The organism is Sellimonas intestinalis, from assembly GCF_001280875.1.
In the GTDB taxonomy this organism is placed as follows: domain Bacteria; phylum Bacillota; class Clostridia; order Lachnospirales; family Lachnospiraceae; genus Sellimonas; species Sellimonas intestinalis.
In genome coordinates this window covers 255,828-282,567 of sequence record NZ_LGAJ01000003.1, presented here as the reverse complement: position 1 = coordinate 282,567, position 26,740 = coordinate 255,828, and the positions used below count along the sequence as shown (strand labels likewise).

Below are 26,740 nucleotides of genomic sequence, written 5' to 3'. Positions count from 1 at the left end.
GTTGCTAAACCTCCTCCATCTTTGTATCATATAAATGACATGCGGTCCAGTGCCCTTTTTTGACTTCCCTCATCTCCGGCTCCTCTTGGCGGCAGATCTCCATACAGTTTTTACAACGTCCGGAAAACCGGCATCCCGCAGGCGGATTTACCGGACTTGGAACATCGCCCTCTAAAATGATCCTCTTACGCCTTCTGGAGACGTCCGGATCAGCAATCGGAACCGCCGTCAGAAGCGCTTTCGTATAAGGGTGGAGCGGACTGTCGTAAAGCTGTGACGCTTGTGAAATTTCGACCATCTTTCCAAGATACATTACGCCAATCTTGTCCGAAATATGCTTCACTACCGAAAGATCGTGTGCAATAAAAAGCATCGTTAGTCCCTGTTCTTTCTGAAGCTTCATCAGAAGATTGACAATTTGCGCCTGAATCGATACATCCAGCGCAGAGATCGGCTCATCACAGAATAAAAACTTTGGGTTCACTGAAAGTGCCCTGGCGATCCCAATCCGCTGTCTCTGTCCACCAGAAAACTCATGCACATTTCTTGCCGCATGTTCCGCAGTCAGTCCTACCATCTCCAGAAGCTCAAATACTCGTTTTCGCTCTTCCTCTTTATTTGCGGCGAGTCTGTGGATCTGGATTCCTTCTGCTATTATATCATAAACTTTCTGGTGTGGGTCAAGAGATGCGTACGGATCCTGAAAAATCATCTGTACGTCTTTTGTAAACGCAAATCTGTCCTTTGTAGACATACTATGGACGTCTTTTCCTCTAAAATACACCTCGCCGCCACTCTTTTGGAGAATTCCGATGCAGGTTTTTCCACAGGTCGTCTTTCCGCAGCCGGACTCCCCGACAATCCCAAGCGTTTCTCCCTGGAAAATAGAAAATGAAACGTCGTCCACCGCTTTTAGATATCTTCCTTGACCAGCCTTATAGTACTTTTTCAGATTCCTTACTTCCAGCTCGATCTTTTTTGATGTACCATCATTCATCTTCAGTCCTCCTGTCTATCTCAAATGGCACGCCTTCCCGGTTCGCCCGACGATCCAAAAGCCAGCAGGAAACCTCGTGTCCGTCTTTTAAATCCCATGTCGGCGGCTCATGCTCTTTACAGATCCTCATCCCATACGGACACCTCTGACAGAATGCACACCCTTTCGGAGGGTTTGTCATATCTGGAATACTGCCCTCTATTGTCATCAATGTCTGACCATGATAGTCGATCCGGGGAACGGATTTCAAAAGCGCCCATGTGTACGGGTGAGACGCATGATAGAAAATATCTCTGCACCGCCCTCTTTCTACAATTTTCCCCGCATACATGACGACAATACAATCCGCAACGTCCGCTACCACGCCGAGATCATGTGTAATCAAAACCACAGACATATGTAGTTTCTTCTGAAGATTCTTCAAAAGCTCCATAATCTGCGCCTGAATGGTGACGTCCAGGGCGGTCGTCGGTTCGTCCGCAATTAAAAGTTTCGGCCGCGTCACTAGCGCCATTGCGATCATCACTCTCTGACGCATCCCTCCAGACAGTTCGTGTGGATATTTCTCCAGGCAGTTCTTTGCTTCCGGAATCCCGACCAGCTGCAGCATCTCCTGTGCCCTTGTCCGTTTCTCTTGTTTGGACAGCATCGTCTCGTGGTTATCCAGATTTTCTATGATCTGACGTCCTACTTTCATGGTCGGATTCAGGGAGACAAGAGCGTCCTGGAAGATCATTCCGCACTCTTTCCCACAGAACGTATTCCACTGTTTTTTCGTATACTCCACCAGATTCTCTCCCTGGAAGAAGATCTGACTTCCTTCTTTTATTTTTCCCGGCTTTTTAATCAGCCCCATAATTGATTTCGCGGTCACAGTCTTTCCACAGCCGGATTCTCCGACAATGGCTGTCGTCTGGTTTTTCTCTACGGTAAACGATACGCCCCGGACTGCCTGGACTTCCCCCGCATAAGTAAAATAGGATACCTTAAGATCCTGTACTCTTAATAATGTGTCCATTCCTCTTCCCTCCTATTTCACAATCTTCGGTTCCAGAGCCGTTCTCAGTACGTCGCCCAGAAGATTGAAACTTAAGACAGTCAGCATGATCAGCACTCCTGGCAGAATTGCAAGTCTTGGTGTGTCCAGAATATGCACCTGAGCACTTTGAAGCATACTGCCCCAGGATGCCACCGGGATCTGTACCCCAAGTCCAAGGAAACTGAGCGAAGATTCCATCAGAATCGCGCTCGCCACTCCGAGACTCGCCGCCACAACTACCGGACCTAAAATGTTGGGGATAATGTGGTTAAAGGCAATTCTAAGACTTCCCGCTCCCAGGTTTTTTGTCGCGATCACATAATCCCTCTCTTTGACTGACATTGTCTCAGCCCGTGTGATTCTTGCCACCTGCGCCCAGGAAAAAAGGCTCAGTACGAAAATGAGCGTCACCAGTCCTGGCTGCAAAATCGCATTGAGTACGATCATCAGAAGCATACTTGGAAGGGCCAGAAAAATGTCAGTAAACCGCATCAGAATCATATCCAGCTTTCCTCCGATATATCCGGAGAACACGCCGATAGTTGTTCCTATGATTACCGTAATAAACATGGAGCAAAATCCGACAAGCAGAGAGACCCTTCCACCGTAAAGTGCTCTTGTCAGGTAATCTCTTCCATAATCATCCGTCCCAAAGATGTGACTCGCTGACATGCCCTGCATCTTCTGAGAAATGTCGATTTCGTATGGGTCATACGGGCTTAATGGTGCCAGCAAGACAGCGATCAGAATGACCGATAAAAAGACCATGCTGAAAAGCGCCGCCTTATTGGAGAGAAATTCTTTCCGGATTTCTTTCCACACACTGTGCCTGTAGCCTGTCACCTGTTCTGTTTCTTTTTCTTCCAGTCTCTGGAAGGATTGTTCTGTAATTGTTATCTTATCTTCCATTTGAGCTGTCTATCCCCCGTTTTATCCTTGGATCTGCAAATGCATAGAGCATATCCGCCGCAAAGTTTCCAATAACAAGGATGAATCCGGAAAGCATGACATACGCCATGATAATCGGATAATCCCGTTTCCCGATCGCCTCCATTGCAAAGGTGCCGATTCCCGGCCATCCAAACACACTTTCAATGATAAACGAACCACAGACCAGCGTAGCCAGATTCATGCCGATCAGAGTGATAATCGGGAGAAGTGTGTTTTTCAGCACATGGTGGAACAAAATCTTTGATCCCTTTGTTCCTTTCGCCTGCGCCGTGAGCACATATTCCTCTCCCAACTCTCCTATAGTACTGGAGCGGATATACCGAATAAAGGTTGCCAGATTTCCCAGACTTAGCGTGATACACGGCATGATCATATGAAGGAATGTATCCCATGGCGTGTTTACTCCTACCGTATTCATTCCGCTGGATGGCAGAAGATGCAGCTTTGCGGTAAAGACAATCACCAGCACCATCCCAAGCCAGAAAGACGGGATGGACATTCCGATATAGGACAAGGAGCTGATAGCATTATCGACCCAACTGTTTTTCCGATACCCGGACCAGAGTCCTAGAGGGATCGCAAGTACAATGGACAAAAAAAGCGCCGTCCCCATCAAAAGCAGAGTTGCGGGAAGCCGGCTTAAAATCTGTGGCGTCACGGAAGTACGATTGGCAAGGGAGACTCCAAAATCCCCTTTTACCGCCTGTTTCAGCCACCCGAGATACTGCTCCGGCATACTTTTATCCATCCCCAGATGCTCCAGTACCGCCTCTTTCTGCTCATCTGTCATCTCCTGTGAAATATACATACTGGAAATATCTCCCGGCGCAATATAAATCACGGCAAAGGAAAAAAAGGAAATCAAAAGAAGGACGACCGCCAGTTCTACAATTTTTTTCAAACAGTATTTCCACATGTTGTATCCTTTCTGTTATAAAACGGGGGATGTCTTAACCAAGCAGTCAACACAGCCCCCGTTTTCTCTATTCTACTTTCATAGAAAGCCAGTCCGCAAATTCCGGAACGATTGGAGAAGCATCCAGACCCGTCACATTTTTCTGTGATACCATAACATAGTTCGTATAGGTCAGTGGGTATTCCCAGTACTCTCCAAGCGCCTGATCCTGAAGCTCATACCAGAGCGTCTTGGATTCGTCGGCATTTGCCGTTGCGTTTGCTTTGATTGCCATGTCTGTCGTTGTCTGACTGAAGCCCCATGCCTCTGAGTTCTTCAGATAGGAAGCCGCCTGACCTCCACTGGTTCCCCTCTCAGAGTCCCAACCGTTCGTTCCAAGATCCCATGTATTCTCTTGTCCGCTGTTATACATGATTGCGAAGAATCTCTGGAAGAAAGACGTGGAATCCAGACCTTCAATGCTCAGATTGACGCCGATTTTGGCAAGCTGCTGCTGGATCACGGTTGCGACCGCCTCCATATTCGCACGGTCCGCATTGTAAATGTAAGTAAGCGTTTTCCCTGAGAGCCCGGAGGATTCGGCCAGCTCTTTCGCCTTGTCAAGATCCTGTGTATATCCCGCACAATCCGGGTTGTAGTCTACCTGGTCCGGTGTAAGCAGGCTGTTTGCCGGAGCGGCAAGCTCGTCGCTTCCGTAGGCCGCATCCACGATTTCCTGCCCGTCCAGCGCCAGGAAGAGCGCCTTTCTGCCCTCATCTGTTAAGACATCTTTGTTTGGTCCGTGGGGATTTACCTGTAAGTAATTTAATCTGGATTCTGTGATGGAGTAAGTATTATATTCGTCAGAATCACTGTATTTTTCCAATTCCTCTTTTGTCGTAACACGCATGTAGGAAATTTCTCCATTTTCAAATGCCACCTGTCTCGAACTTCCGGATCCTGTATTTCTGAGAACAATCTTTTTCACGCTCGGATCGCCCCGGTAGTAGTCGTCTCTTGCCACGTAAACAATACTGTCGTCATTGATCTCGGAGACCGTATACGCTCCTGACGTCGCCATATCTATTTCATTAAAATAACCGCTGTCATCCACCTTGGACGGATCGTTGTCAAACGCATGGGACGGCATAACCAGTACCCTGTTAGATAAGGTGGTTACATAGCTGGCGTAAGGCTCAGGCAAAGTGATCTCCAGCGTCTTCTCATCGATCTCATTGAATTGTACCGGTTTTCCATTGATGGTATTGTAAGACGATTTTCCGCCGGATGAACGTCCCGCATAATTAAAGGAAAACAGAATATCCTGTACTGTCACAGGTTCTCCGTCACTCCAGTTAGCGTCCTCGTTCAGATGGATCTTGTATGTCAGTCCATCTTCGGATATCTCCAGACTGTCCGCCAGGTAGTACTCAATTCCATCTTTCGTATCCAAAAACAGCGGATCGTAGATCGGCCTCACCATAGAAGTGTAGTCGTCACTTGCTGTATCAGGTTGTAAGGAATCCGGCATATAACTGATTGCCATTGTAAATGTTCCTGCTTCCGTGTTTTTCTTGATACTGCCTCCGGATCCACCGTCACCATCTTGCGAACCACCGCATCCTACCAGCACCCCTGCTGTCATCGCTGTTACCACGAGTATAGACAGCAATTTTTTCTTTCTCATTCGTCGTGTCCTCCTTTTGAGTTATAATAATTCTTATTTAGTATATATTGTATCCCTCTCCGTACACAAATTGATTTTTTCGCTGAATCATTTTACTTATTTGTCAAACAAATAAACAGGGTGGAAATTCCGTAAAGTTTTCACTCACAGAACTTCCACCCATTTTCTTTTCTAATTATTCACCTTTCATCTCATAACAGATTATTTCGCCATTTTGCTCCATAAATACCTGATATGCCTCCTAGGCTCTTTCATCTGTCTCATAAGTATAATTCTTATTCGCAACCCATTGATAGAGATCTGTCTCTACCCGGATTGGAAAATCCTGCTCCCTGGACAAAATTGCTGCTGTCTGTAAAGCTCTCGTATAAGAAGAAGTCAAAATCTCTCAAAATCGTCCTTTTCGTTAAATATCGCTACACTTGCGTCTTTCCACTCCTCAAAGAAATCGGCAAATGTCATATATCGATCCTTCTTGTCAAGACTGACAGCTCTGGCCGCAACCTTGTAACTTTTCTCGTTTAATTGCCAAGTAGAAAATGAACATGGAAGAAACTGATTGTTTTTATATCTCCGGGCAATTTCTTCATCAGAAAAGTAACCAAAACATTCAAAAATCAATGCACCAAGAGTAAAAATATTTGTCTGCTCGTCGATAGCACTTCCTTTTATATATTCTTCTGGTGCTTTAAGGCGTTTTGTTCCAAACCACTCCAATCCTTTATCGTTAATAACAGGTGCCATCTGAAAGAAATCAATATCACAAATCGTAGTTGTGTCTGTCGAAAAATCATACATAATACTTCCATCATAAAAATCAACAGCAACATAACCCCTTTTACTTACATTCTGTAAAAAAGAAAACAACACATCTACTGCATCTAATTTTTTACCAACTGGTAATTGCTTGAATTTATCTTTAGGGCTTTTCAGAGTAGTATCTCTTTGGTATTTATCAAAATTCCAGTGATCAAATAAGCACTCGCCTTTTGCCCATTCAAAAATGGTAACATAGAACTGATTATATTCATAATCTTCTATTATTTTCACTAAATGAGGATGTCTTAAATCATAGTACAGATGGGCAGACTGTTTTAATATTTCAACAGATTCTTTTGGTGAAACCTCTGCCTCAAGTGTATTGACTCCCGCAATTTTGCAAAAATATTTTTTGTTTCTATTCTGCATACCAATACAAATACATCCCGAACCCGTCTGATCAACAACCCAAAAAGCCGTACCATATTTTTTCAGCCAGGTAAAATCATGTAACTCTTTCAGTCTGAATTCGATAGAATCAAGTTTATTTATAATCATTCTTCCTCCTAAATCTGACGGAGGGTTATGCCATGCTGTTCCCCCTCCAATTATTTTTCATGTAACAAATGTTTTTCATATTCATTTACAATCATCCCCTTTTCAATTTCATATCTATCTTAACGCTATCAGAGAATTAAAAATATAGTAATTTTTTCTCTCAAGCGTGAGCTGATTATACCACAGATCTATATCATTATCAATTAAAAGTATGAGGTAGCATTGCCATCGGAAGAACAGATTAAAAAAGTAATATTACAACTCACTCTCAACACAGAGCACCGTCCACATGTCCCAAGGAGATATAGAAAAATAAGCGGCACTCTGTTTTTACAAAGTACCGCTTATAATTAACAAATAATCAACTAATGAACGAGTATTTCCCGTTTTTTACTACTTTCACCAGCTTCTAAAAATCCCGTAAATCCGGCGTTTATTAGAATTTGCCAGCCTTAGCGGCTTCCTCAATGGCAACTGCTACCGCTACGGTCATTCCAACCATCGGGTTGTTTCCTGCTCCGATAAGTCCCATCATCTCTACATGGGCCGGTACAGAAGAAGATCCTGCAAACTGTGCGTCAGAGTGCATACGTCCTAATGTATCTGTCATACCGTAGGAAGCCGGTCCTGCTGCCATGTTGTCTGGATGAAGTGTACGTCCTGTACCACCGCCGGACGCAACAGAGAAGTATTTCTTTCCTGCTTCTACACACTCTTTTTTGTATGTTCCTGCAACCGGATGCTGGAAACGTGTTGGGTTCGTGGAGTTTCCTGTGATAGATACGTCTACGCCCTCTTTCCACATAATCGCAACACCTTCACGTACATCATTTGCTCCGTAGCAGTTTACTTTGGAACGAAGTCCGTCAGAGTATGCGGTACGGGAAACTTCTTTGAGCTCTCCTGTATAATAATCGTACTCTGTCTGTACATAAGTAAATCCGTTGATTCTGGAAATGATCTTTGCAGCGTCTTTTCCAAGCCCGTTTAAAATAACACGGAGAGGTTTTTTCCGTACTTTATTTGCTTTCTCAGCGATACCGATGGCTCCTTCCGCTGCCGCAAAAGATTCGTGTCCCGCAAGGAACGCAAAACAGTCCGTCTCCTCTTCCAGAAGCATCTTTCCAAGATTACCATGTCCCAGACCTACTTTTCTCTGGTCAGCTACAGATCCCGGAATACAGAAAGCCTGAAGACCTTCTCCGATTGCTGCCGCTGCGTCTGCCGCTCTTGTACAGCCCTTTTTGATTGCGATAGCGGCGCCTACGATGTAAGCCCAGCAAGCATTCTCAAAACAGATCGGCTGAATTCCTTTTACCTGATTATAAACGTCAAGTCCTGCATCTTTTGTAATTTTCTCCGCCTCTTCGATGGAAGCGATTCCATAACTGTTCAATACAGCGTTGATTTTATCAATTCGTCTCTCATATGATTCAAATAAAGCCATTTCTAAAGTCCTCCTCTCGCCTATTCCTGTCTTGGGTCGATGATCTTCACTGCATCATCCACACGGCCATACTGTCCCTGCGCCTTTTCCCATGCTTCGTTCGGTGTGTCACCTTTCTTGATGAAATCTGTGAATTTCCCAAGGCTTACAAACTTGTAACCGATGATCTCATTGTTTTCATCTAATGCGATTCCTGTCACATAGCCTTCTGCCATCTCCAGATAACGAGGACCTTTTGCAAGGGTTCCGTACATCGTACCAACCTGGGAACGAAGACCTTTCCCTAAGTCTTCCAGTCCTGCACCGATCGGAAGTCCATCTTCAGAAAATGCGCTCTGTGTACGTCCGTAAACGATCTGTAAGAAAAGCTCTCTCATAGCAGTATTGATTGCATCGCAGACAAGGTCTGTATTTAATGCTTCGAGGATCGTCTTTCCCGGTAAGATCTCGGAAGCCATGGCGGCAGAATGTGTCATACCGGAGCATCCGATTGTTTCAACCAGTGCTTCCTGGATAATTCCGTCTTTGACATTGAGTGTCAGCTTGCATGTACCCTGCTGAGGAGCACACCAGCCTACACCGTGTGTTAAACCGGAAATATCTTTAATTTCTTTTGCCTGTACCCATTTTGCTTCTTCTGGGATTGGAGCTGGTCCATGATTCGCACCCTGTGCTACTGGACACATCATTTCTACTTCGTGTGAATAAATCATCTCAAGGACTCCTTTCAACTATATGTAATCTCTCTTGGAGGCCGTCTTTTGTACAGCCTATATCCGTGTTAATTTTCTCACAAAAAGGAGGTTTCGTCAATCAGCTAGTTGCACAAAACATCTCTTTTTTTACCTATATAGATCCCACTATCTTACCTGTCCGCAGCGAGCAGACATTCCCGCAGAAGAATGAGTGCTCTTGCCACTGCGTACTCACGGTTCTTCTGACGATTCCCCGTAAAGTGGAACTTCTCTACTTTTGTCCGTCCCTTGACCATGCATCCAATATAAACAAGTCCCACCGGCTTTTCCGGCGTTCCACCTTCCGGACCGGCAATTCCTGTCACCGCGATGGAAGCATCCGCCCCGGATAACCGGCAAGCTCCTTCTGCCATAGCCCGTGCTGTCTCTTCACTCACTGCCCCATACTGCTTTAAAATCTCATGTGGCACATGAAGAATCCGTTCCTTTGCCTCGTTAGAATAGGTAATGTGGGCTTCATTAAGAACACTGGACGCACCCGGCACATTTACAAGCCTGCCGCAGAGCAGTCCTCCGGTACAGGATTCCGCCGTCGTAACTGTCATCTTTCTTTCCTCCAGCATCTGGATGACAGCTTCCTCCAATGTCACTTCCTCTTTCGTCGTATAAATGTGATCGCCAAAACGTTTTTTCAGTTCCTCCAGCATGGGAGCCATCAGACACCTCGCCGACTCCTCGTCCTTTGCCTTGGCTGTCACCCGAAAATGTACTTCTCCGGTTTTTGCGTAAGGGGCAAGGGTCGGATTCGTCTGGGCGTCCATCAGGTCCGCCACCATTGTTTCTGCCCTGCTCTCTCCGATGGCGCATACTTTTACCATACTGGAGTAAATCCCTTCCGGTTGAAGGTCAGACAGATACGGAGCAATCTGAGTTTCAAACATGGGAATACACTCATTTGGGGGGCCGGGAATCAAAATTGCCCTCTTTCCTTCGTAGCCGCTGCCTTCGTCCCCAATAACAATCAGCCCTGGCGCCGTTCCATTCTGATTCTCTACAATGATCGCTCCTTCCGGGATAAGCGCCTGTTTCCAGTTATTCTCTGTGATCTTCTCCCCGTTATGAATCTTTTGGAAGAATTCCATGATCCGCTCTTTTGTGTGGGCATCCTCACAGAGCGCTTTTTTGAATACCTTTGCCGTCACTTCTTTTGTCAGATCATCCTTGGTTGGCCCAAGTCCTCCTGTGAGAATTACAACGTCGGACCGCTCCAACGCGCGGCGTATCGTATCTTCCATACGCGCTTCATTGTCCCCTACCACACTTTGGTGATATAAAGACAAACCTAGCAGAGCACACTTCTCTGCTAGGTAAGCTGCATTGGTATTTACGATATTGCCGAGTAGAATTTCAGTACCGACGGAAATCAACTCTGCAACCATCTTACATCCCTCCTTTTGTCAACACTTCTTTGTTCTTTGCAATATAATCAATCAGGGATACTACAGTCAGGATCAGAGCCAGGTAGATCAGCACTGTCTCAATCATTACCGCGGTATGTCCCGGAAGATCCAGAATCAAAAAGATAATCATAAACATCTGTGAAACCGTTTTAAACTTGCCCCAATAGCTTGCGGCAATGACAATCCCGCTGTCTGACGCCACCAGCCGGAATCCGCTGATGATGAATTCACGGCTGATAATGACAATGACGATCCAGGCCGGAAGTTTGTCCATCGGAATCAGGCAGATCATAGCCGCTCCCACAAGAAGCTTGTCCGCAAGCGGATCCATAAACTTTCCGAAATTTGTTACCAGATTGTATTTTCTTGCGATCTTTCCATCCAGCATATCCGTAAGACTTGCCACACAGAAAATCACAAGAGCGATATAATTGCTGTACTGTCCGCCCAGATCCGTCAGCATAAAGACAACGAAAAACGGAATCATAATCACACGCAGTACCGTAAGTTTGTTTGGCAGATTCATTTACATCAACTCTCCTATCAAATCATATTCGCACGCGCCTGTCACCCGGACTTTAGCAAAGTCACCTGACAACAGTTCCGTGTCCGTATTTACGAAAATCAGCCCGTCTACATTCGGCGCGTCTTTGTATGTCCGGCCTACATAGGCATTTTCGTCCGCAACCTTTCCCTCGATCATCACAAGCACTTCCCGGCCAATCATCTGCTCTGCCTGGTCAAATGCAATTTCCTGCTGAAGCTCCATCAGCTCTGCCCTGCGGGCTTCCTTAACGCTTTCTTCTACCTGATCCGGCATCTGTGCCGCCGGGGTGCCGTCCTCTGCTGAGTAAGTGAACACACCAAGCCGACCAAACGCCATCTCATCTACAAAATCCATCAGCTCTTCATGCTGCTCCTTTGACTCCCCCGGAAATCCGGTGATCAGCGTTGTGCGAAGCGTGATGTCCGGGATTTCTTCCCGGATCCTGGAAATGATATGAATAAGCTCCTCCTTTGATGTACGGCGCCCCATCCTTTTCAGGACGTCGTCGCTGGCGTGTTGAATCGGAAGATCCAGGTAATGACAGATCTTCGGCTCCTCTTTGATCGTCTGGATCAGTTCTTCCGTAATCTCCTCCGGATAGCAGTACAAAATGCGGATCCAGCGGATACCGCTGATTTTGCAGAGCCGGCGCAAAAGCTCCGGAAGTTTTTTCTCTCCATAGAGATCCTTCCCATAAAGCGTCGTCTCCTGTGCTACCAGGATGATCTCCTTCACTCCGTCATCCGCAAGCTGCTTTACCTCCCGGAGCAGATGCTCCATCGGAACACTCCGGAAATTCCCCCGAAGCTTTGGAATAATGCAGTAAGTACAATGCTTATCGCATCCTTCCGCAATCTTGAGATACGCATAATGCCCTCCTGTCGTCACCATGCGATGAGTATTCACAAGAGGAAGTGTATCCAGCGGCTCCATTTTTAAATAGGATTGCCCTGCCAACGCCCCGTCTACCGCGTCCAGGATATGCCCGTAAGAAGCAGTTCCAAGGACAGCGTCCACTTCCGGGATTTCCTTTGTGATTTCCTCCCGGTAGCGTTCAGCCATACACCCCGTAACGATCAGCGCTTTCAGGCTGCCGGACTTCTTATACTCTGCCATCTGAAGGATCGTTTCAATGCTCTCCTCCATGGCATCATGGATAAAACAACAAGTATTCACAATAATGACATCCGCATCCTCCTCGGTGTCCACAATCTGATATCCTCTGGAGGCAAGAAGTCCCAGCATGGTCTCAGAGTCGGCAAGATTTTTGTCACACCCCAGTGAGATAAATAAGATCTTCATGTATTCTCTCCTAACATTTCATAAGGCAGATACTTGTTTCAAAAGCACCTGCCTTGTTGTCTCTTATTCTTCGGTATCTTCTCCGATTACCTTTAACTTTCCACTGTTCATTTCATCGATCGCAACGGACAACGGCTTTTCCCCGTCTTTTGTCGGTACGAGTGGATCCGCATGGTCGATCAGCTGTCTTGCTCTCTTTGCGGTGGCAAGTACGATGGAATACCGGCTGTTTACAATTTTGGTATCTCCCTCTTCTACGTCCTGATTCACCACTTTCATTAAATCTGTATAAGATGGATGCAGCATAACATCATTCTCCTTTCTTCTACTTTTACAATTCATTTAATTCTTTTCTGATTTTCGAGATGAACTCCCCGTTCCTTGCGACTTTTTTCTTTTCATTCTGGATCACCGAATGAAGCTCGTCTACACAGCTCTCCAGATCGTCGTTCACAATGAGACAGTCATAATCGTCAATTCCTTCTGCCTCCTCTTTCGCACGGGCAAGCCTCTGTTCAATCACTTCCATGGACTCTGTCCCCCGTCCGATCAGACGTCTGCGAAGCTCTTTGGCACTTGGAGGGGTAATAAAGACTAAGAGCGTATCCGGAAATTTCTCCTTCACCTTCAGCGCCCCTTGGATTTCAATCTCCAGTATCACGTCTTTTCCATTCTCCAACTGCTCCTCCACATAAGAGCGCGGTGTCCCATAATAATGATTAACATATCTAGCATACTCTATTAATTCGTCTTGTGCAATCATTTTTTCAAATTCTTCTGTCGCTTTGAAAAAATATTCTCTTCCGTCCACCTCGCCTTCCCGCGGATTTCTCGTGGTGGCGGAAATAGATAAGGCGTAATCATCGTATTTCTCCATCAGGCGTTTCATTGCCGTCCCTTTACCTGCTCCGGAAAATCCGGACAAAACTGTCAGTATCCCCTTTGGCATCGTTTTCCTTTCCCTTTCCTGCTACTCAATATTCTGAATCTGTTCCCGTACTTTCTCGATCTCCGTCTTTAAATCTATCCCGTAATTGGACACCGTCAGGTCATTTGCCTTGGATAAAATCGTATTTGCCTCCCGGTTCATCTCCTGGGCAATGAAATCCAGTTTCCGTCCGATTCCCTCTCCTGTCAGGAGTGTGGCCCTCATATGGTCGATATGGCTCTTTAAACGGACAAGCTCCTCATCTGTACAGATCTTGTCCGCAAAAATCACAACCTCCGCGGCGATACGGCTTTCCTCGATCTGAGTATCCGCTAGGAGCTCCCTTACTTTTTCCTCCAGATTCGCCCGATACTCGGAAAGAATCTGCGGGGAACGCTCCTCGATCTTCTCCACAAGGGCTTTCATGGCATCAAGCTTTCCGGTCAGATCGTCGCGAAGCTTCTCCCCTTCGGTTTCTCTTGCCTTTACAAACTGCACGCAAGCGCCGTCAAGGGCCTCTTTCAGTCCGTTCCACATCTCGTCTTCGTCCACATCCTGTTCTTCCATCGTAAAGACCTCCGGATAACGGGAAAGCGAAGAAATCCGGACATCATTTTCCAAATTGAATTTCTCCTCCATCTGGCGAAAATAATCCAGATATTCCGCTGCCAGCGCCTCATTGTACTTTAAGGACATCTGCCCCTGGGAGAGATCCTCGTAGGATATAAAGATATCTACCTTTCCTCTCTGAACGTACCTCTTCAAATATGTCCGAATTGCGGTTTCAAAAAAATAGAGCTTTTTCGGCATACGGATATTGGCATCCAGATAGCGGTGGTTGACCCCCTTTATTTCGACCGTAAATTTCTTCTCCCCTCTTTGAATCTCGCACCGGCCAAAGCCCGTCATACTTCTAATCATGGTATCTTCCTCTATATGTTTATTTTGCTGGTTTTCATTATAATTCATTTAATTTTTATCGTCAACTATGTTATACTGTAAAATAAAATGAAAAAACAACGATTCTGCCATGCGGATCAGATTCGCATGACGACTGAATGGTTGGCAAAAAAGGAGAATACCTATGGCATTAGATGGAATTACCATTGCAAATATTGTAACTGAACTGCGCTCCTCTCTCCTTGGAGGGCGGATCGCGAAGATCGCGCAGCCGGAGGCAGATGAGCTCCTCCTCACCATCAAGACGTCCGGAGGTCAAAAAAGACTCTACGCATCCGCCAGTGCTTCCCTTCCCCTTGTCTATCTGACCGGAGAGAATAAACCGAGCCCTTTTACTGCTCCAAACTTTTGTATGCTGCTTCGCAAGCATATTGCAAATGGACGAATTATTTCTATTATACAACCGTCACTGGAGCGGATCATTGTCCTGGAGATCGAGCATTTGGATGAGCTTGGAGATCTCTGCCGTAAGAAGCTGATTCTGGAAATCATGGGAAAACACAGCAACATCATCTTCTGTGATGCGAACAACCGGATCCTTGACAGTATCAAACATGTTCCGGCACAGATGAGTTCCGTGCGCGAGGTTCTCCCGGGACGGACGTATTTCATTCCGGACACGATGCATAAAGCCGACCCACTGACTGTCAGTGAAGATGATTTTGCGGCACTGTTAACAGAAAAACCGACCGCACTTTCAAAGGCTCTCTATACGAGTATGACCGGAATCAGCCCGGTAGCAGCGCAAGAGATCTGCTATCTGGCAGGTCTCGATTCTGATTTGCCGCCATCTGAGCTATCTGAAGACCTGATGACCCACCTGTACCGACAGTTCACGCTGTTCCTCGATCAGGTGCGCCAGGAAGATTTTCATCCTGCAATATATAATCGGAACAATGAGCCTTATGAATTTTCTTCCGTCCCTCTCACTCATCTGACCGGGTGTTCCCATCAAGACTACAGAACGATTTCAGAAGTGCTCTCCTCCTACTATGCGGTGAAAAACCGGATCACCCGGATTCGCCAGAAGTCTGCGGATCTTCGGCACATTGTTCAGACCGCATTGGAGAGGAACCGAAAAAAATATGATCTCCAGGCCCGCCAGCTTCAGGATACACAAAAGCGTGAGACCTACAAGGTCTACGGTGAACTTCTCCAGACCTACGGCTATCAGGCAGATCCGGAATCCAAAGAATTAGAGGCACTCAATTATTATACGAATGAGATGATCCGGATCCCTCTGGATCCTACAAAAACACCTCTGGAAAACTCCAAGCGGTATTTCGAAAAATATAATAAGCTGAAACGGACATACGAAGCTCTTTCCCGTCTCATAGTGGAAACGAAGGATGAAATCATCTATCTCGAGTCCATCAGCAACGCCCTGGATATCGCCCGTACCGAAGACGATCTGGCAGAGGTAAAAGAAGAACTGACTCAGAGTGGCTACGTTCGCCGGAAGTTCACAAAGAAAAAGGAAACATTTAAAAGCCTCCCTCTTCATTATCGTTCCAGCGACGGTTACGATATCTATGTAGGGAAAAACAATTTCCAAAACGAGGAGCTGACCTTTTCTTTTGCGTCTGGGAACGACTGGTGGTTCCACGCAAAAAAAGTGCCCGGATCCCATGTAATTGTCAAATCCAACGGGGAAGAGCTTCCGGACCGGGTCTTTGAAGAAGCCGGAAAGCTTGCTGCTTTTTATTCCAAAAATAATGGAAGTCCAAAGGTAGAGGTGGACTATGTGGAGAAAAAGCACGTCAAAAAAGTGAAAGGCCAGAAGCCGGGATTTGTCATTTACCATACAAACTACTCCCTGGTTGCTGACACCGATATCAGCATGTTGCAGGAAATATCGGAATCCTGACCGGAAACGTTCAAAAAGGAATCAAAAGGTCCTGCGGCTAAACGCCGCAGGACCTTTTCTAAATCCTATTTCTATAACGAACGGATAAAGCGCTGGAATGAAGCTCTTCCCTCTTCCGTGCACTTGTAAACCCCTGCGTCTTCCAGGACATGCACAAAGACTTTTCCGATTTCCTGCTGTAAGATTTCTTCGATGTTTGCTTCGTTGACTTCCGGATAGGACGGAAGGAAAGTTTCTACCCAGTCCGCATGTTTTTCGATCTTTTCGTTGCTTCGGACGTCCTTGCCTGTCAGGATGTACTCTTTTAAAAGCTCCATCTCTTCTTTCAGGCGGGCCGGCAGCACGGCAAGTCCCATGACCTCGATCAGTCCGATGTTTTCTTTCTTGATATGATGGTACTGCACATGTGGATGATAAACGCCAAGCGGATGTTCCGGAGTCGTAATATTGTTCCTGAGCGTCAGATCCAGTTCATATATGCCATCCCTCATTCTGGCAATGGGTGTAATCGTATTGTGCGGCTCTCCATCTGTCTCGGCAAAGATAAACGCCTCTTCATCCGTGTATCCTCTCCAAACTTTCAGCACATGATCCGCAAGATCGATCAGCCGTTTTTCGTCTTTATGGCGGATTCGCAACACGGACAGAGGCCATTTCACAATTCCTGCCTCCACATCCTCATAGCCCGGAATTGTCACTTCCCTTTCGATCGGAGCCTTTGCCATGGCGAAGGTATAATGTCCTCCCTGAAAATGGTCGTGGCTCAAAATGGAGCCTCCTACGATCGGAAGATCCGCATTGGATCCGAGGAAATAATGCGGGAACTGTTTCACAAAATCAAAGAGCTTTACAAAGGCAGGCCGGTCAATTTTCATCGGGATGTGTTCTCCGTTGAATACAATACAGTGTTCATTGTAATAAACATACGGTGAGTACTGGAATCCCCATTTTGTTCCATTGATCGTAAGTGGAATAATCCGGTGATTCTCTCTGGCCGGATGATCCAGTCTCCCGGCATACCCTTCATTTTCCAAGCAGAGCTGACATTTTGGATATGCTGTTGCCTTTGCGTTCTTTGCCGCTGCAATGGCTTTCGGATCTTTCTCCGGCTTGGATAAATTGATCGTAATATCAATCGTTCCATACGGACTTTCCACTGTCCATTTCTTATCCTTTTTTACCCGGTAGCGACGAATATAATCGCTGTCCTGACTGAGTTTATAAAAATATTTCGTCGCTGTCTCCGGGGATGTTTCATAGGCCTCCCAGAATTCTCTCTGCACCTGAGCAGGACGGGGTACAAGACAGTTCATCACCTTGGTATCAAAAAGATCTCTGTAAGCAATACTGTCCTCAATTAGTCCTCTTTTCACTGCCTCATCTAATAAATCTGCCAGTACGTTTTCCAGATCCACATGCTCCTTTGTTTGTTCCGGCTCCACGTAGCTTTCCTCACAAAACAGATCCAAAAGCAAGTTTGTCGCGTAAATCTTCTCACACTCCGGGAGCAGTCCGGTCTCGATCCCATATTGTATCAGTTTGCTGATAGATTCATTTAACATTTTTTCTTCCTTCTTTCCTATAATCTTCTTGCGCCGTCACCGATCTCTACCACATAGAATTCCGCCTCATGTCCTGTCTGCTCTTTGTAACCTTTTCCAACCTGCTCGACAAACGTCTCTACCGCGTCATTTTTCACAATGCTGACAGTACATCCTCCAAATCCTCCTCCTGTAATCCGGGAGCCGACCACACCATTGATCTTCCACGCAAGATCTACCAGAATGTCGATCTCTTCACACGACACTTCATAATCGTCCCGCAGAGAGATGTGGGACTGATTCATCAGACGTCCGAACCCGGCAATATCATTCTCCTTTAACGCCTTCACAGCACGAATCGTTCTCTGGTTCTCGTAAACCGCATGTTTCGCACGCTTCTTACAGATTTCATCTCCAATAGCGTCCTTATGAATTTCAAACTCCTCTTCCGTCAGATCTCCGAGTGTCCTGATATCCACTACTTTCTGAAGATCCTTAAGCGCTGTCTCACTTTCTCTTCTTCTGTCGTTGTAAGCAGAATCCACAAGACTATGTTTTACCTTGCTGTTTGTAATAACAATCTTAGCATCCTCAAGCTTCACAGTCGCATACTCATATTGAAGCGTATTCGTATCAAGGAATACCGCACAGTCTTTTTTCCCCATAGCTACAGCAAACTGATCCATGATACCACAGTTGCATCCGTTATAATGATTCTCAGAATATTGTCCAATCAGGGCGATGTCCTGCATGGAAATTTCAATATCAAATAAATCTTTCAAAATCACGCCTGTCAATACTTCCAAAGAAGCCGAAGAAGAAAGTCCAGATCCGTTTGGAATATTACCATAGACCAGCACATCCATCCCCTGGGCAATAGAATATCCCTTCTTTTCAAACGCCCAGATGACACCCTTTGGATAGTTGGTCCACTTTGCAGCCGGAGACGGTACGAGATCGTCAAGGCTTGTCTCCATGACGCCCAAACCGCTAAAATTGTCGGAATAGAAACGAATCTTTCTGTCGTTTCGCTTTCTTGCAATTCCATAAGTACCAAGAGTCAGCGCACACGGGAAGACATGGCCGCCATTGTAGTCTGTGTGCTCTCCAATCAGATTGACTCTTCCCGGCGAAAAGAAGGTCCGTATATCCCCCTCTCCTCCATACAGCTTTTGAAATGTCTCCATTAGTTTCTTTTCCATACTTCATTACCTGCTTTCTCTTTGTTTTCTGATTGATTTTCTTTAAGTAAAATTATAATGCGTTTTCCAAAACATAACAACAAGGATATTGCTCAAAACTATAACGATATTGAGTTTTTGTAGGTTGATTTTCTCCGGATACCAGCGTATGATACAAAGGAAGAAAACGAAGTTCTTTCTTCTTGATGAAACAAAACATATTCTCGGAATTTCCGGGCAAACCGGAGCGGATTGTAATTGGAGTTTGACAAATCATGCAGATACAGATTAACGAAGAAAAAAAGGAATTAAAACAACACGGGGATTACACATTTCCGGTTCATCTAAGTGGTGAAATGCTTTCCCGCTATGAGGGAGGCTCTTTTTTCTGGCACTGGCACACAGAGGTGGAGCTGACTCTGATTTTAAAAGGGCAGATCGAATACCGGGTCAATGAGCGCACCTATCATCTCAAGGCAGGGGAGGGGCTTTTTTGCAACAGCAACGCCATGCATGCCGGAAAACGGATCGATAATCAGGACTGCCAATACTTTTCCGTCACCTTTCACCCCCGCTTTCTCTATGGATTTGAAAGCAGTATTCTCCAGACAAAATACGTGGATCCTATCCTGAATACGTCCTCTTTCTCCTCCGCCGCCCTCCTTCCCTCAGAAAACTGGGGTGCAAAAGTCGTGCCGCTTTTAGAAGAGATCTTCGGTCTCTACCATACGCCATCTCCGGACCAGGAGCTGCGGCTTCATATCTTGCTCTCGGAAATCTGGAGGCTACTGTACGGCCACTTTACAAGCTGTTCCTTTAAAGAGCCTGCCTTCTCTGATTCCATCGGCCGCCTGAAAGACATTCTCTCTTTCATCCAGGCCTCCTATGCCAAATCTATTACCCTGGCGGAGATCGCAGACTATGTTCATCTTTCTAAGAGTGAATGCTGCCGCTTTTTCAAACGGCATATGAATATGACCTTGTTTGATTATCTGTTATATTATCGGATTCAGCAAAGTCTTCCCTTGCTGCGGGAGGGATTATGTACCATTTCCAAAGCCGCGGAATCGTGCGGATTTTCCAACGTCTGCTATTACGGAAAGCTATTCAAACGCTATATGAACTGTACTCCCAGACAGTATCAGTCCCGGTTCCGCTCCTAATGAGCGTACCGGGACTTTTTTGGCTTTCCTTGATTGCTCTTTCCTTGCGTCAGTCCAGACTGATCGCGTCTATTCTTGCAAGCTCTTCGTCCGTAAACGGCGTCCGGCTGATTTTGGTGGCATTTTCCACAAGCTGGGATGGGCAGGACGCTCCGACAAGGACACTGGTCACCTCATGATCTTTTAACACCCAGTTCAACGCCATCTGAGAAAGAGTCTGCCCTCTCTTTTCGGCTACATCCTGTAAGCCGCGGATCTTCGCCATCCTCTCTTTTGTCAGTGCGTTTTCATTCAGGAAACGTCCGTCCGTGCGGATTCTGCTGTCAGCCGGGATGCCATTGAGATACCGATCCGTCAGCATCCCTTGCGCCAGCGGACTGTACGCGATGATGCCTTTTCCCAGGCTCTTTGCTGCCTCTTTCAGTCCGTTTTCTTCGATCGAACGATCAAAGATCGAGTAGCGGTTCTGGTTAATGACAAACGGGCAGTGGGCTTCCTCCAGAATCTCCGCCGCCCTCCGCATCGTTTCTCCATCATAGTTGGAAATGCCCACATACAGTGCCTTACCGCTCTTCACGATCGAAACCAACGCTCCCATGGACTCGTCAAGCGGCGTATCCGGATCCATGCAGTGATGATAGAATATATCCACATAATCTAACCCCATCCGCTTCAGGCTCTGATCTAGGCTGGCGACCAGATACTTCCTGCTTCCCCCAGATCCATACGGACCATCCCACATATCGTAACCCGCTTTGGTGCTGATGATCATTTCATCCCGGTATAGTGAAAGTTCCCGCTTCAAAATCCGCCCGAAATTCTCCTCTGCACTTCCCGGAACCGGGCCGTAATTATTTGCCAGATCAAAATGGGTAATCCCCAGGTCAAAGGCAGCAAAGCACAACTCTTTCATGGTGTCATACGCCGCGTTGCTTCCAAAATTGTGCCACAGTCCAAAAGAAACGGCTGGCAGTTTCAGCCCGCTTTTTCCACAATTTGTATAACTCATCTGCTGATATCTCTTCTCTGAAGCCTGATACATGATTCTCCTCCTTAATTCCCTCTCTCTTTGATAGTACCGGACCGGTATGCTCCGATCAGTTCTTTTAACTCCGCAATCTTCTTTAAGAGCTGCTTTCCATTATCTGTATCCCCCACCGTCTTTCTTTTCTGATTGTAACTGACTGCAATTTGGTGGGATACAATATCTGTCTCTTCCTGGATCGCGATCTCGGTCGTCTCAAACGGTTCATGCGCCGCAAGAGACATACCATAGGAATTATAAATCAGCGTATATCCAGCGATTCCTGTCTCCCGATGATACGGTCTGGAAAATCCGCCATCGATAATCAGAACTTTTCCTTCACATTTGACCGGGCTTTCCCCCTCTTTTTGATGAATCGGAACATGACCGTTGATAATACGTGGGCTGTCGCCTTCCAGGCCAAATTCTTTCAGAATCAGCTCCGCCGTCTCTTTTCTTTCCAGCAACGTATAATAAGCATTTTTCACCTCTCGGTGAGTCTCCTTATCTTCGATCAGATATCGTTCAAAGGTAGCCATCTGACTTCTGCCATAGAGCGGGGATCCCGGAGCCGACCAGAGAAACCAGAGAATATGTTTGCCACGTTCTTTTTCCTGATCTTCCATAGAGAAAAACGCCTTCCGCACATACTGCTCCAATACGTCATACAGCTCTTTCCCCTGATAATATGTCCCATAGACAGGGACTTCCATCAGTGTCCCATCCCCGTTCATCGGCATACAGCCGTGATAGAGCAGATTGCCATTATAAACTTTGTAAAGGCTTCCCTGCTTAAGCAGAAACTTCACATGCTTTTGCAGTTTCTCACAGTTTTTAAAGGCACGTGTCAGCCGTTCCATTACGTTTTGTTCTTTCTCTGTCAAAGCGTATGGATCTGACGGATCTATCGTCGGAAATATAGTATCCAGAAGTGCATACTGCTTTTGCCCGATCTTCACCTGCATCGTATCATAATCGATCCGCTCTAACAGCCTTCGCCCGTCCATACCGAACTCTGGATTCTCCATGGCGAGCTTCCCCTCGATTTTAAACTGGATCACAGAGATCGCTTTGTGCATACGCTGCTGAAGCGCCAGCGAAATATCTGCTTTCTCCTCCGGCGTCTTAATTGCAAACTGCGCCGCGTCATCGTCACCGTAAGTCTCCAGGGCAAAGGTCACAAGGGGCAGCATGTTGATACCGTATCCGTCCTCCAGGATATCCAGATTGCCATACCGCAGGCAGAGGCGGATCACTGTAGCGATACACGCCTGCTGTCCGGCAGCAGCCCCCATCCAGAGCACGTCGTGATTGCCCCACTGGATATCCAGAGAATGATAATCCATCAGACAGTCCATGATCCGGTGCGGCTGCGGTCCCCGGTCAAAAATATCTCCAATAATATGTAAATGATCCACCACGAGGCGCTGGATCAGCTCTGCCATAGCGATGATAAACGGCTCTGCCCGTCCGATATCCAGAATCGTCTGGATAATTGCCTCATAGTAAGCTTCCTTGTCAGAGAGCTCCGGCTTTTCCGTGATGAGCTCTTCGATCACATAGGCATAATCCTGCGGCAATGCCTTTCTGACCTTGGATCTTGTGTACTTGGACGACACTACCCTGCAAAGCTCGATGAGACGGTAAAGCGTCACCCGATACCAGTTCTGCATATCCTCCCCGGACTGACGAAGCTGCTCTAATTTTTCTCTTGGATAATAAATCAGAGTCGCCACGGATCGCTTCTCTGCCGTCCCCAGCGTATGTCCGAATACATCGTCAATCTTCTTACGCACAGCACCGGATCCATTTTTCAGCACATGGGAAAATGCCTCATATTCCCCGTGTATATCGGAAAGGAAATGCTCCGTACCTTTCGGCAGGTTGATGATCGACTGGAGGTTAATGATCTCTGTGGACGCTTTCTCAATAGTCGGATATAATTCCGCCAGATACTCCAGATATTTATTTTGTTCCATGATTTCCTCCTTTTAGTTCGGATTAGAACGCAGACGAATCTCTGGGGCTTTCTTTTCAACGTATACACACACCTCACAGATCTTCGCACTCCTCCGCATGATTAGGATGATTATATCATACTTTTGGATGTTTGCGGGAGAATAGATATACAACTGACAATCACGTTACCAAAAGAAACCGCTCACGACTTTCCCTTGGAACTGATTTTTCTGTTAGATATCATTTCTGTATTCTTATCATTTTTCTTTATAGAAGAATGATTCCACACTCTCTACAGTCCCATCTCTTCCATCCACTTTTTCACCTGTGCCTCGGACACAGAAGCGTTCATCTTCCTCCCTGCAAGCACGTTTGCCGCCGGACATACCTTTTGCAGAATCTCACTTGTTTTCCCCATACCGCTGCCACCGGACGTTGCGAATGGGACAATGGTTTTGCACGTAAAATCATATTCCTCCAAAAACGTATGAATGATGCGGGGAGCTTCATACCACCAGATCGGAAATCCTACAAATACCGTATCGTATTGATCCATGTGATCCACATGCTCTGCGATTGCCGGACGGGATGACGGATCGTTCTTTTCCAGAGTAGAACGGCTTTTTTTGTCCGTCCAGTCCAGATCCTCACTTGTGTACTTCTGTACCGGTTCAATTTCAAACAGATCCGCTCCTGCCGCCTCTGCCACTGTTTTTGCAAGTCTCTGAGTTACTCCGCTTGCGCTGAAATATGCTACTAATGCTTTTTTCATATCTTACACTCCTCTACTTTATCATCTCTAATTGATCTTTCATCCTTGTTATAATCCGGATCTTCATCGCTGTACGACCCAGATGAAACAAACTTATACAGATCTCCACCTGACCGTTCTGCCGTATATGCCGCAATAGACTTTGTATTGCCTGTCATAGAAAAATATGATATAAGAACCATCCCGTCTTGCGGCGCCTCTGTCCAGGATATTCCCTCATTCATCTATCTCCAGTAACTTCTTGGCCGCTGAAAGAGTCATGTCATAAATGGAAAAACAGTGAACTGGGACTCCTGCCGCCTCCATAGCTGCCTTTTGCTTTGGTGTTATTGAAGAATAAGGGTAAATCCCATACACAAAAGGGAAAAACGCATAGAGAAATTTTATACCGTCTTCTTCTGACAGTTCCGGTATGCAGCGGCTGGCACATTCCGCCGTCAGATTTAACGATTCCCCATACACCTGTTTAAAGTCTATCAGTTTCTCGATGCTGCTATTCTCTTCAATATCATACATATTCATGGAGAGAAGTTTCAGCATCAGTTCCCGTTTGGACAAGGTCTCGGCCAGCAGAATAGCAAAATCCATACGGCTCATAGACGTCTTCTTCCGTAGAGCGCTCCTTAAGTCAATGTTCCAGTGCTCATATTCCCTCTGTAGCAAAGCAAGAAAAATCTCCTCTTTCGTCTGAAAATAATTATAGATCGAAGTTCTTGTAAACGATGTGGTTTTTCCGATTTCCTTGATGGTAATCTCCTTAAAGCTCTTTGTTCTATAAAGTTTCTTACAGGCGTCTATAATTTCGTTTTCCCGCTCTTTCGTCAGTTCTTCCGATCCTTTTGGCATAGTCTACTCCTTTTATTCTGACACTGTGTCACTATATGCAATATAACACTATTCTGACACGTTGTCTACACATGCCGCATATCATAATGGAGATTTGGTGATATTTTAATAGTCTCTCTACATTTCCTGTGGTAAAATCATAGTAATCACTTAATAGACTTCTCCGGACAGGATGTGGAAGCGTTATATTCCCTTTATCGTAATGCAGGAATCGAATTTCTGAAAGGCCATGCTCCCAAACCCAAGCTGTCAGGAAGAATGATAAGGAGGAATCCTATGCAATACATTAGTCATTATTCATCTCCTCTCGGAAATATTTTGCTGGCGGCAGATGAGACTGGCCTGACCGGATTATGGTTTGAGGGGCAAAGATATTTTGCCCTCTATCTTGATAAGGTGTATGAGGAAAAAGAACTGCCTGTACTGAAACGGACGAAACAATGGCTGGATCTATATTTTTCCGGAAAAGAACCGGATTTCATAGTACCATTTCATTTTACAGGAACGAATTTTCAAAATGAAGTGTGGGAAATTCTCTGTACAATTCCCTATGGAAAGACCGTGACCTACGGGCAGATCGCAAAACAGATCTCTGAAAAGTATGGCAAAAAGCAAATGTCTGCCCAAGCTGTAGGTCAGGCTGTGGGACACAATAAAATCTCCATTTTGGTTCCTTGCCATCGTGTAGTCGGAAGCGACGGCAGTCTGACCGGATATGCGGGAGGTATAGAAAAAAAGCAGCTTTGCTGACTCTGGAAAAAGCAGATCTGCACAGAGATAGGTAGCGGCACCAAAGCGGAGTTTAGACTCTATCTGTCAGACGTCAAGAACTGCTTTAACCCAAACTGAATACGGATGACCGGGCAGAAGTGAGGTGACTTGCTTCTGCTTTTTCTCAACCACTCACCTCGAAACTACCACGATACATTCCGTATGCTCAGTATGCGGAAATAAATCTACCGGCTGGATCATCTGTACTCTCCACCCTTTTTTCTTCAAAAACTCCAGATCCCGTTTCTGTGTCTTTGGGTTACAGGAAATGTAAATGAGCTTCTCCGGATTCATCCGGCTGACAGCGTCAAGAAATTCCGGTGTGCTTCCTGTCCGCGGCGGATCCAGAAAGACCACATCCACCCGTTCTCCTCTTGCCACAATCTTACGGATTGCTTTTGTCGCATCCTCGTTTAGAAAGTGCGCGTTGTGGATCCTGTTATCTCTGGTATTCTGGATCGCGCACCGGATGGCGCTTCCATTCTTTTCTACACCCAAAACACTTTTTGCATAGGCTGCCGCCGCAAGTCCGATTGTTCCGACTCCACAGTATGCATCCAGAACTGTCTGCGTTCCATTGAGACCAGCAGCCTCGATCGCCGTCCGGTAAAGAATCTCCGTCTGCACCGGGTTAATCTGATAAAAACTAGAAGCCGCAATCCGAAACCGGATTCCGCAAAGTTCGTCCACAATATAACCTTTTCCGTACAGAATCTTTTCCGAAAAGCCAAGCACGGCGCTAGTGGATCTGTTATTAATATTTTGCACGATCGTACCGACTTTCGGACAGAATTCCCTCACCCTCTTTACAAATGTTTTCGCTCCCGGAAGGAAAGGTGACGCTGTGACCAATACAATCAGTACTTCATCCGTCAGAAGACTGTGCCTTACCAGGACATGGCGTAAAAGTCCTGTCTTTCTATCCTCATCGTAAGGACGATACTTACATAGTCTCGCCGCTTTCCGAACCGCCCGAACCGCCTCATCAAGTCTTGGGTGATGCAGCAGGCAAGTGTGAACAGGAAGGACATAATGAGTACCACGGGCATAGATCCCACTGATCAACTCACGCCCCGGTCCTTCCGCAAAGGTTGAAACTGCCTTATTCCGGTACTGCCAAGGATACTCCATCCCAATCACCGGACGCACTTTCCCAAAATTCCCCATCAGTTTTTTCATTTCCTTTTGTTTCATATGAATCTGCTCTTCATAAGGAATGGAAAGGAGCGGACATCCTCCACATCCTTTTTCCTGTAAATGACATCTGTTTTCCTGTCTATCCATGTTCCACCTCTTCTTCCGTTCTCTTTCCTTATTTTATCATAAAACACGCCACAAAACAGCAAAAAAAGCTTCGACAGCACCGACGGTCTATCCCCTTTACTCTCAGT

General features: G+C 46.1%; 25 protein-coding genes and 1 pseudogene. 3 read left to right on the top strand and 23 right to left on the bottom strand.

Features of this window, described 5'->3' with window-relative positions:
- Positions 1-4 precede the first annotated feature (4 nt).
- From AOA56_RS02270 to AOA56_RS02205, 15 genes are all read right to left on the bottom strand, one after another.
- Positions 5-997 (bottom strand): ABC transporter ATP-binding protein, encoded by a 993-nt coding sequence (locus AOA56_RS02270; RefSeq protein WP_048621998.1) that lies wholly within the window; start codon positions 995-997, stop codon positions 5-7.
- The gene (locus AOA56_RS02265; protein ID WP_053768871.1) at positions 990-2,015 is read right to left on the bottom strand and encodes an ABC transporter ATP-binding protein; all 1,026 of its coding nucleotides are present in this window, start codon (positions 2,013-2,015) and stop codon (positions 990-992) included. The genes AOA56_RS02270 and AOA56_RS02265 overlap by 8 nt, the downstream gene beginning before the upstream one ends.
- 12 nt (positions 2,016-2,027) lie before the next feature.
- Positions 2,028-2,945, bottom strand: a complete 918-nt coding sequence (locus tag AOA56_RS02260; RefSeq protein WP_024732836.1) for an ABC transporter permease — start codon at positions 2,943-2,945, stop codon at positions 2,028-2,030.
- The gene (locus AOA56_RS02255) at positions 2,935-3,903 is read right to left on the bottom strand and encodes an ABC transporter permease (protein ID WP_053768870.1); all 969 of its coding nucleotides are present in this window, start codon (positions 3,901-3,903) and stop codon (positions 2,935-2,937) included. The genes AOA56_RS02260 and AOA56_RS02255 overlap by 11 nt, the downstream gene beginning before the upstream one ends.
- 67 nt (positions 3,904-3,970) lie before the next feature.
- A complete protein-coding gene (locus tag AOA56_RS02250; RefSeq protein ID WP_053768869.1) occupies positions 3,971-5,569 on the bottom strand; it encodes an ABC transporter substrate-binding protein in 1,599 nt (532 codons plus the stop codon).
- A 241-nt stretch (positions 5,570-5,810) separates the two neighbouring features.
- On the bottom strand, positions 5,811-5,951 hold the full coding sequence (locus tag AOA56_RS16200) for a histidine phosphatase family protein (RefSeq protein WP_117493170.1): 141 nt from the start codon (positions 5,949-5,951) through the stop codon (positions 5,811-5,813).
- Positions 5,948-6,886, bottom strand: a complete 939-nt coding sequence (locus AOA56_RS02245; protein ID WP_053768868.1) for a protein kinase family protein — start codon at positions 6,884-6,886, stop codon at positions 5,948-5,950. Before AOA56_RS02245 ends, AOA56_RS16200 begins: the two co-directional genes overlap by 4 nt.
- Before the next feature lie 436 nt (positions 6,887-7,322).
- Positions 7,323-8,333 carry a GGGtGRT protein gene (locus AOA56_RS02240; protein WP_024732840.1) on the bottom strand — a complete coding sequence of 337 codons (1,011 nt, stop codon included), beginning with the start codon at positions 8,331-8,333 and terminating at the stop codon, positions 7,323-7,325.
- A gap of 20 nt (positions 8,334-8,353) precedes the next feature.
- Complete coding sequence (locus AOA56_RS02235) at positions 8,354-9,046, bottom strand: iron-sulfur cluster assembly scaffold protein (protein WP_048622003.1); 693 nt, start codon at positions 9,044-9,046, stop codon at positions 8,354-8,356.
- Positions 9,047-9,198: 152 nt separating this feature from the next.
- Positions 9,199-10,467, bottom strand: coding sequence for a competence/damage-inducible protein A (locus AOA56_RS02230; protein ID WP_053768867.1), 1,269 nt, complete (start codon positions 10,465-10,467; stop codon positions 9,199-9,201).
- Between the two features lies 1 nt (position 10,468).
- Entirely contained in the window at positions 10,469-11,014 is a 546-nt protein-coding gene (pgsA, locus tag AOA56_RS02225; RefSeq protein ID WP_048622005.1) for a CDP-diacylglycerol--glycerol-3-phosphate 3-phosphatidyltransferase, read from the bottom strand.
- Entirely contained in the window at positions 11,015-12,337 is a 1,323-nt protein-coding gene (gene rimO, locus AOA56_RS02220; protein WP_053768866.1) for a 30S ribosomal protein S12 methylthiotransferase RimO, read from the bottom strand.
- A 63-nt stretch (positions 12,338-12,400) separates the two neighbouring features.
- Positions 12,401-12,643 (bottom strand): DNA-directed RNA polymerase subunit omega, encoded by a 243-nt coding sequence (gene rpoZ / locus AOA56_RS02215; RefSeq protein WP_024732844.1) that lies wholly within the window; start codon positions 12,641-12,643, stop codon positions 12,401-12,403.
- Positions 12,644-12,668: 25 nt separating this feature from the next.
- The gene (gene gmk / locus AOA56_RS02210; RefSeq protein WP_034594672.1) at positions 12,669-13,286 is read right to left on the bottom strand and encodes a guanylate kinase; all 618 of its coding nucleotides are present in this window, start codon (positions 13,284-13,286) and stop codon (positions 12,669-12,671) included.
- A 21-nt stretch (positions 13,287-13,307) separates the two neighbouring features.
- On the bottom strand, positions 13,308-14,186 hold the full coding sequence (locus AOA56_RS02205; RefSeq protein ID WP_024732846.1) for a YicC/YloC family endoribonuclease: 879 nt from the start codon (positions 14,184-14,186) through the stop codon (positions 13,308-13,310).
- Between the two features lie 163 nt (positions 14,187-14,349).
- Between AOA56_RS02205 and AOA56_RS02200 the strand changes: the two genes are divergently transcribed.
- Positions 14,350-16,092, top strand: coding sequence for an Rqc2 family fibronectin-binding protein (locus tag AOA56_RS02200; RefSeq protein ID WP_053768865.1), 1,743 nt, complete (start codon positions 14,350-14,352; stop codon positions 16,090-16,092).
- Between the two features lie 71 nt (positions 16,093-16,163).
- Here AOA56_RS02200 and galT read toward each other — a convergent pair whose 3' ends face one another.
- Positions 16,164-17,654 (bottom strand): UDP-glucose--hexose-1-phosphate uridylyltransferase, encoded by a 1,491-nt coding sequence (gene galT, locus AOA56_RS02195; RefSeq protein ID WP_048622008.1) that lies wholly within the window; start codon positions 17,652-17,654, stop codon positions 16,164-16,166.
- Positions 17,655-17,671: 17 nt separating this feature from the next.
- A complete protein-coding gene (locus AOA56_RS02190; protein ID WP_024732848.1) occupies positions 17,672-18,835 on the bottom strand; it encodes a galactokinase in 1,164 nt (387 codons plus the stop codon).
- Positions 18,836-19,089: 254 nt separating this feature from the next.
- On the opposite strand from AOA56_RS02190, the gene AOA56_RS02185 reads away from it, so the two are divergent.
- On the top strand, positions 19,090-19,977 hold the full coding sequence (locus AOA56_RS02185) for an AraC family transcriptional regulator (RefSeq protein ID WP_053768864.1): 888 nt from the start codon (positions 19,090-19,092) through the stop codon (positions 19,975-19,977).
- A 49-nt stretch (positions 19,978-20,026) separates the two neighbouring features.
- On the opposite strand, the gene AOA56_RS02180 is transcribed toward AOA56_RS02185, so the two are convergent.
- The 5 genes from AOA56_RS02180 to AOA56_RS02160 all read right to left on the bottom strand — a co-directional run bounded on the left by AOA56_RS02180 (position 20,027) and on the right by AOA56_RS02160 (position 24,578).
- Positions 20,027-21,019, bottom strand: a complete 993-nt coding sequence (locus AOA56_RS02180) for an aldo/keto reductase (protein WP_053768863.1) — start codon at positions 21,017-21,019, stop codon at positions 20,027-20,029.
- An 11-nt stretch (positions 21,020-21,030) separates the two neighbouring features.
- Entirely contained in the window at positions 21,031-22,980 is a 1,950-nt protein-coding gene (locus AOA56_RS02175) for a fructose-bisphosphatase class III (RefSeq protein ID WP_053768862.1), read from the bottom strand.
- 272 nt (positions 22,981-23,252) lie between these two features.
- Entirely contained in the window at positions 23,253-23,732 is a 480-nt protein-coding gene (locus AOA56_RS02170; RefSeq protein ID WP_053768861.1) for a flavodoxin, read from the bottom strand.
- Positions 23,729-23,956: a flavodoxin gene (locus tag AOA56_RS02165; protein WP_048622014.1), complete on the bottom strand. Its 228-nt coding sequence runs from the start codon at positions 23,954-23,956 to the stop codon at positions 23,729-23,731. The genes AOA56_RS02170 and AOA56_RS02165 overlap by 4 nt, the downstream gene beginning before the upstream one ends.
- Positions 23,949-24,578, bottom strand: coding sequence for a TetR/AcrR family transcriptional regulator (locus AOA56_RS02160; RefSeq protein WP_048622015.1), 630 nt, complete (start codon positions 24,576-24,578; stop codon positions 23,949-23,951). Before AOA56_RS02160 ends, AOA56_RS02165 begins: the two co-directional genes overlap by 8 nt.
- Positions 24,579-24,854: 276 nt before the next feature.
- Between AOA56_RS02160 and AOA56_RS02155 the strand changes: the two are divergent.
- Positions 24,855-25,363, top strand: a pseudogene (locus AOA56_RS02155) (methylated-DNA--[protein]-cysteine S-methyltransferase).
- A 118-nt stretch (positions 25,364-25,481) separates the two neighbouring features.
- Here the strand turns inward: AOA56_RS02155 and rlmD are convergent.
- Complete coding sequence (rlmD, locus tag AOA56_RS02150; RefSeq protein WP_053768859.1) at positions 25,482-26,633, bottom strand: 23S rRNA (uracil(1939)-C(5))-methyltransferase RlmD; 1,152 nt, start codon at positions 26,631-26,633, stop codon at positions 25,482-25,484.
- Between the last annotated feature and the right edge of the window lie 107 nt (positions 26,634-26,740).

Coding starts and splice junctions, on each gene's coding strand:
- AOA56_RS02270 (WP_048621998.1), bottom strand. CDS start 997: ATGAATGATGGTACATCAAAAAAGATCGAGCTGGAAGTAAGGAATCTG.
- AOA56_RS02265 (WP_053768871.1), bottom strand. CDS start 2,015: ATGGACACATTATTAAGAGTACAGGATCTTAAGGTATCCTATTTTACT.
- AOA56_RS02260 (WP_024732836.1), bottom strand. CDS start 2,945: ATGGAAGATAAGATAACAATTACAGAACAATCCTTCCAGAGACTGGAA.
- AOA56_RS02255 (WP_053768870.1), bottom strand. CDS start 3,903: ATGTGGAAATACTGTTTGAAAAAAATTGTAGAACTGGCGGTCGTCCTT.
- AOA56_RS02250 (WP_053768869.1), bottom strand. CDS start 5,569: ATGAGAAAGAAAAAATTGCTGTCTATACTCGTGGTAACAGCGATGACA.
- AOA56_RS02245 (WP_053768868.1), bottom strand. CDS start 6,886: ATGATTATAAATAAACTTGATTCTATCGAATTCAGACTGAAAGAGTTA.
- AOA56_RS02240 (WP_024732840.1), bottom strand. CDS start 8,333: ATGGCTTTATTTGAATCATATGAGAGACGAATTGATAAAATCAACGCT.
- AOA56_RS02235 (WP_048622003.1), bottom strand. CDS start 9,046: ATGATTTATTCACACGAAGTAGAAATGATGTGTCCAGTAGCACAGGGT.
- AOA56_RS02230 (WP_053768867.1), bottom strand. CDS start 10,467: ATGGTTGCAGAGTTGATTTCCGTCGGTACTGAAATTCTACTCGGCAAT.
- pgsA (WP_048622005.1), bottom strand. CDS start 11,014: ATGAATCTGCCAAACAAACTTACGGTACTGCGTGTGATTATGATTCCG.
- rimO (WP_053768866.1), bottom strand. CDS start 12,337: ATGAAGATCTTATTTATCTCACTGGGGTGTGACAAAAATCTTGCCGAC.
- rpoZ (WP_024732844.1), bottom strand. CDS start 12,643: ATGCTGCATCCATCTTATACAGATTTAATGAAAGTGGTGAATCAGGAC.
- gmk (WP_034594672.1), bottom strand. CDS start 13,286: ATGCCAAAGGGGATACTGACAGTTTTGTCCGGATTTTCCGGAGCAGGT.
- AOA56_RS02205 (WP_024732846.1), bottom strand. CDS start 14,186: ATGATTAGAAGTATGACGGGCTTTGGCCGGTGCGAGATTCAAAGAGGG.
- AOA56_RS02200 (WP_053768865.1), top strand. CDS start 14,350: ATGGCATTAGATGGAATTACCATTGCAAATATTGTAACTGAACTGCGC.
- galT (WP_048622008.1), bottom strand. CDS start 17,654: ATGTTAAATGAATCTATCAGCAAACTGATACAATATGGGATCGAGACC.
- AOA56_RS02190 (WP_024732848.1), bottom strand. CDS start 18,835: ATGGAAAAGAAACTAATGGAGACATTTCAAAAGCTGTATGGAGGAGAG.
- AOA56_RS02185 (WP_053768864.1), top strand. CDS start 19,090: ATGCAGATACAGATTAACGAAGAAAAAAAGGAATTAAAACAACACGGG.
- AOA56_RS02180 (WP_053768863.1), bottom strand. CDS start 21,019: ATGTATCAGGCTTCAGAGAAGAGATATCAGCAGATGAGTTATACAAAT.
- AOA56_RS02175 (WP_053768862.1), bottom strand. CDS start 22,980: ATGGAACAAAATAAATATCTGGAGTATCTGGCGGAATTATATCCGACT.
- AOA56_RS02170 (WP_053768861.1), bottom strand. CDS start 23,732: ATGAAAAAAGCATTAGTAGCATATTTCAGCGCAAGCGGAGTAACTCAG.
- AOA56_RS02165 (WP_048622014.1), bottom strand. CDS start 23,956: ATGAATGAGGGAATATCCTGGACAGAGGCGCCGCAAGACGGGATGGTT.
- AOA56_RS02160 (WP_048622015.1), bottom strand. CDS start 24,578: ATGCCAAAAGGATCGGAAGAACTGACGAAAGAGCGGGAAAACGAAATT.
- rlmD (WP_053768859.1), bottom strand. CDS start 26,633: ATGGATAGACAGGAAAACAGATGTCATTTACAGGAAAAAGGATGTGGA.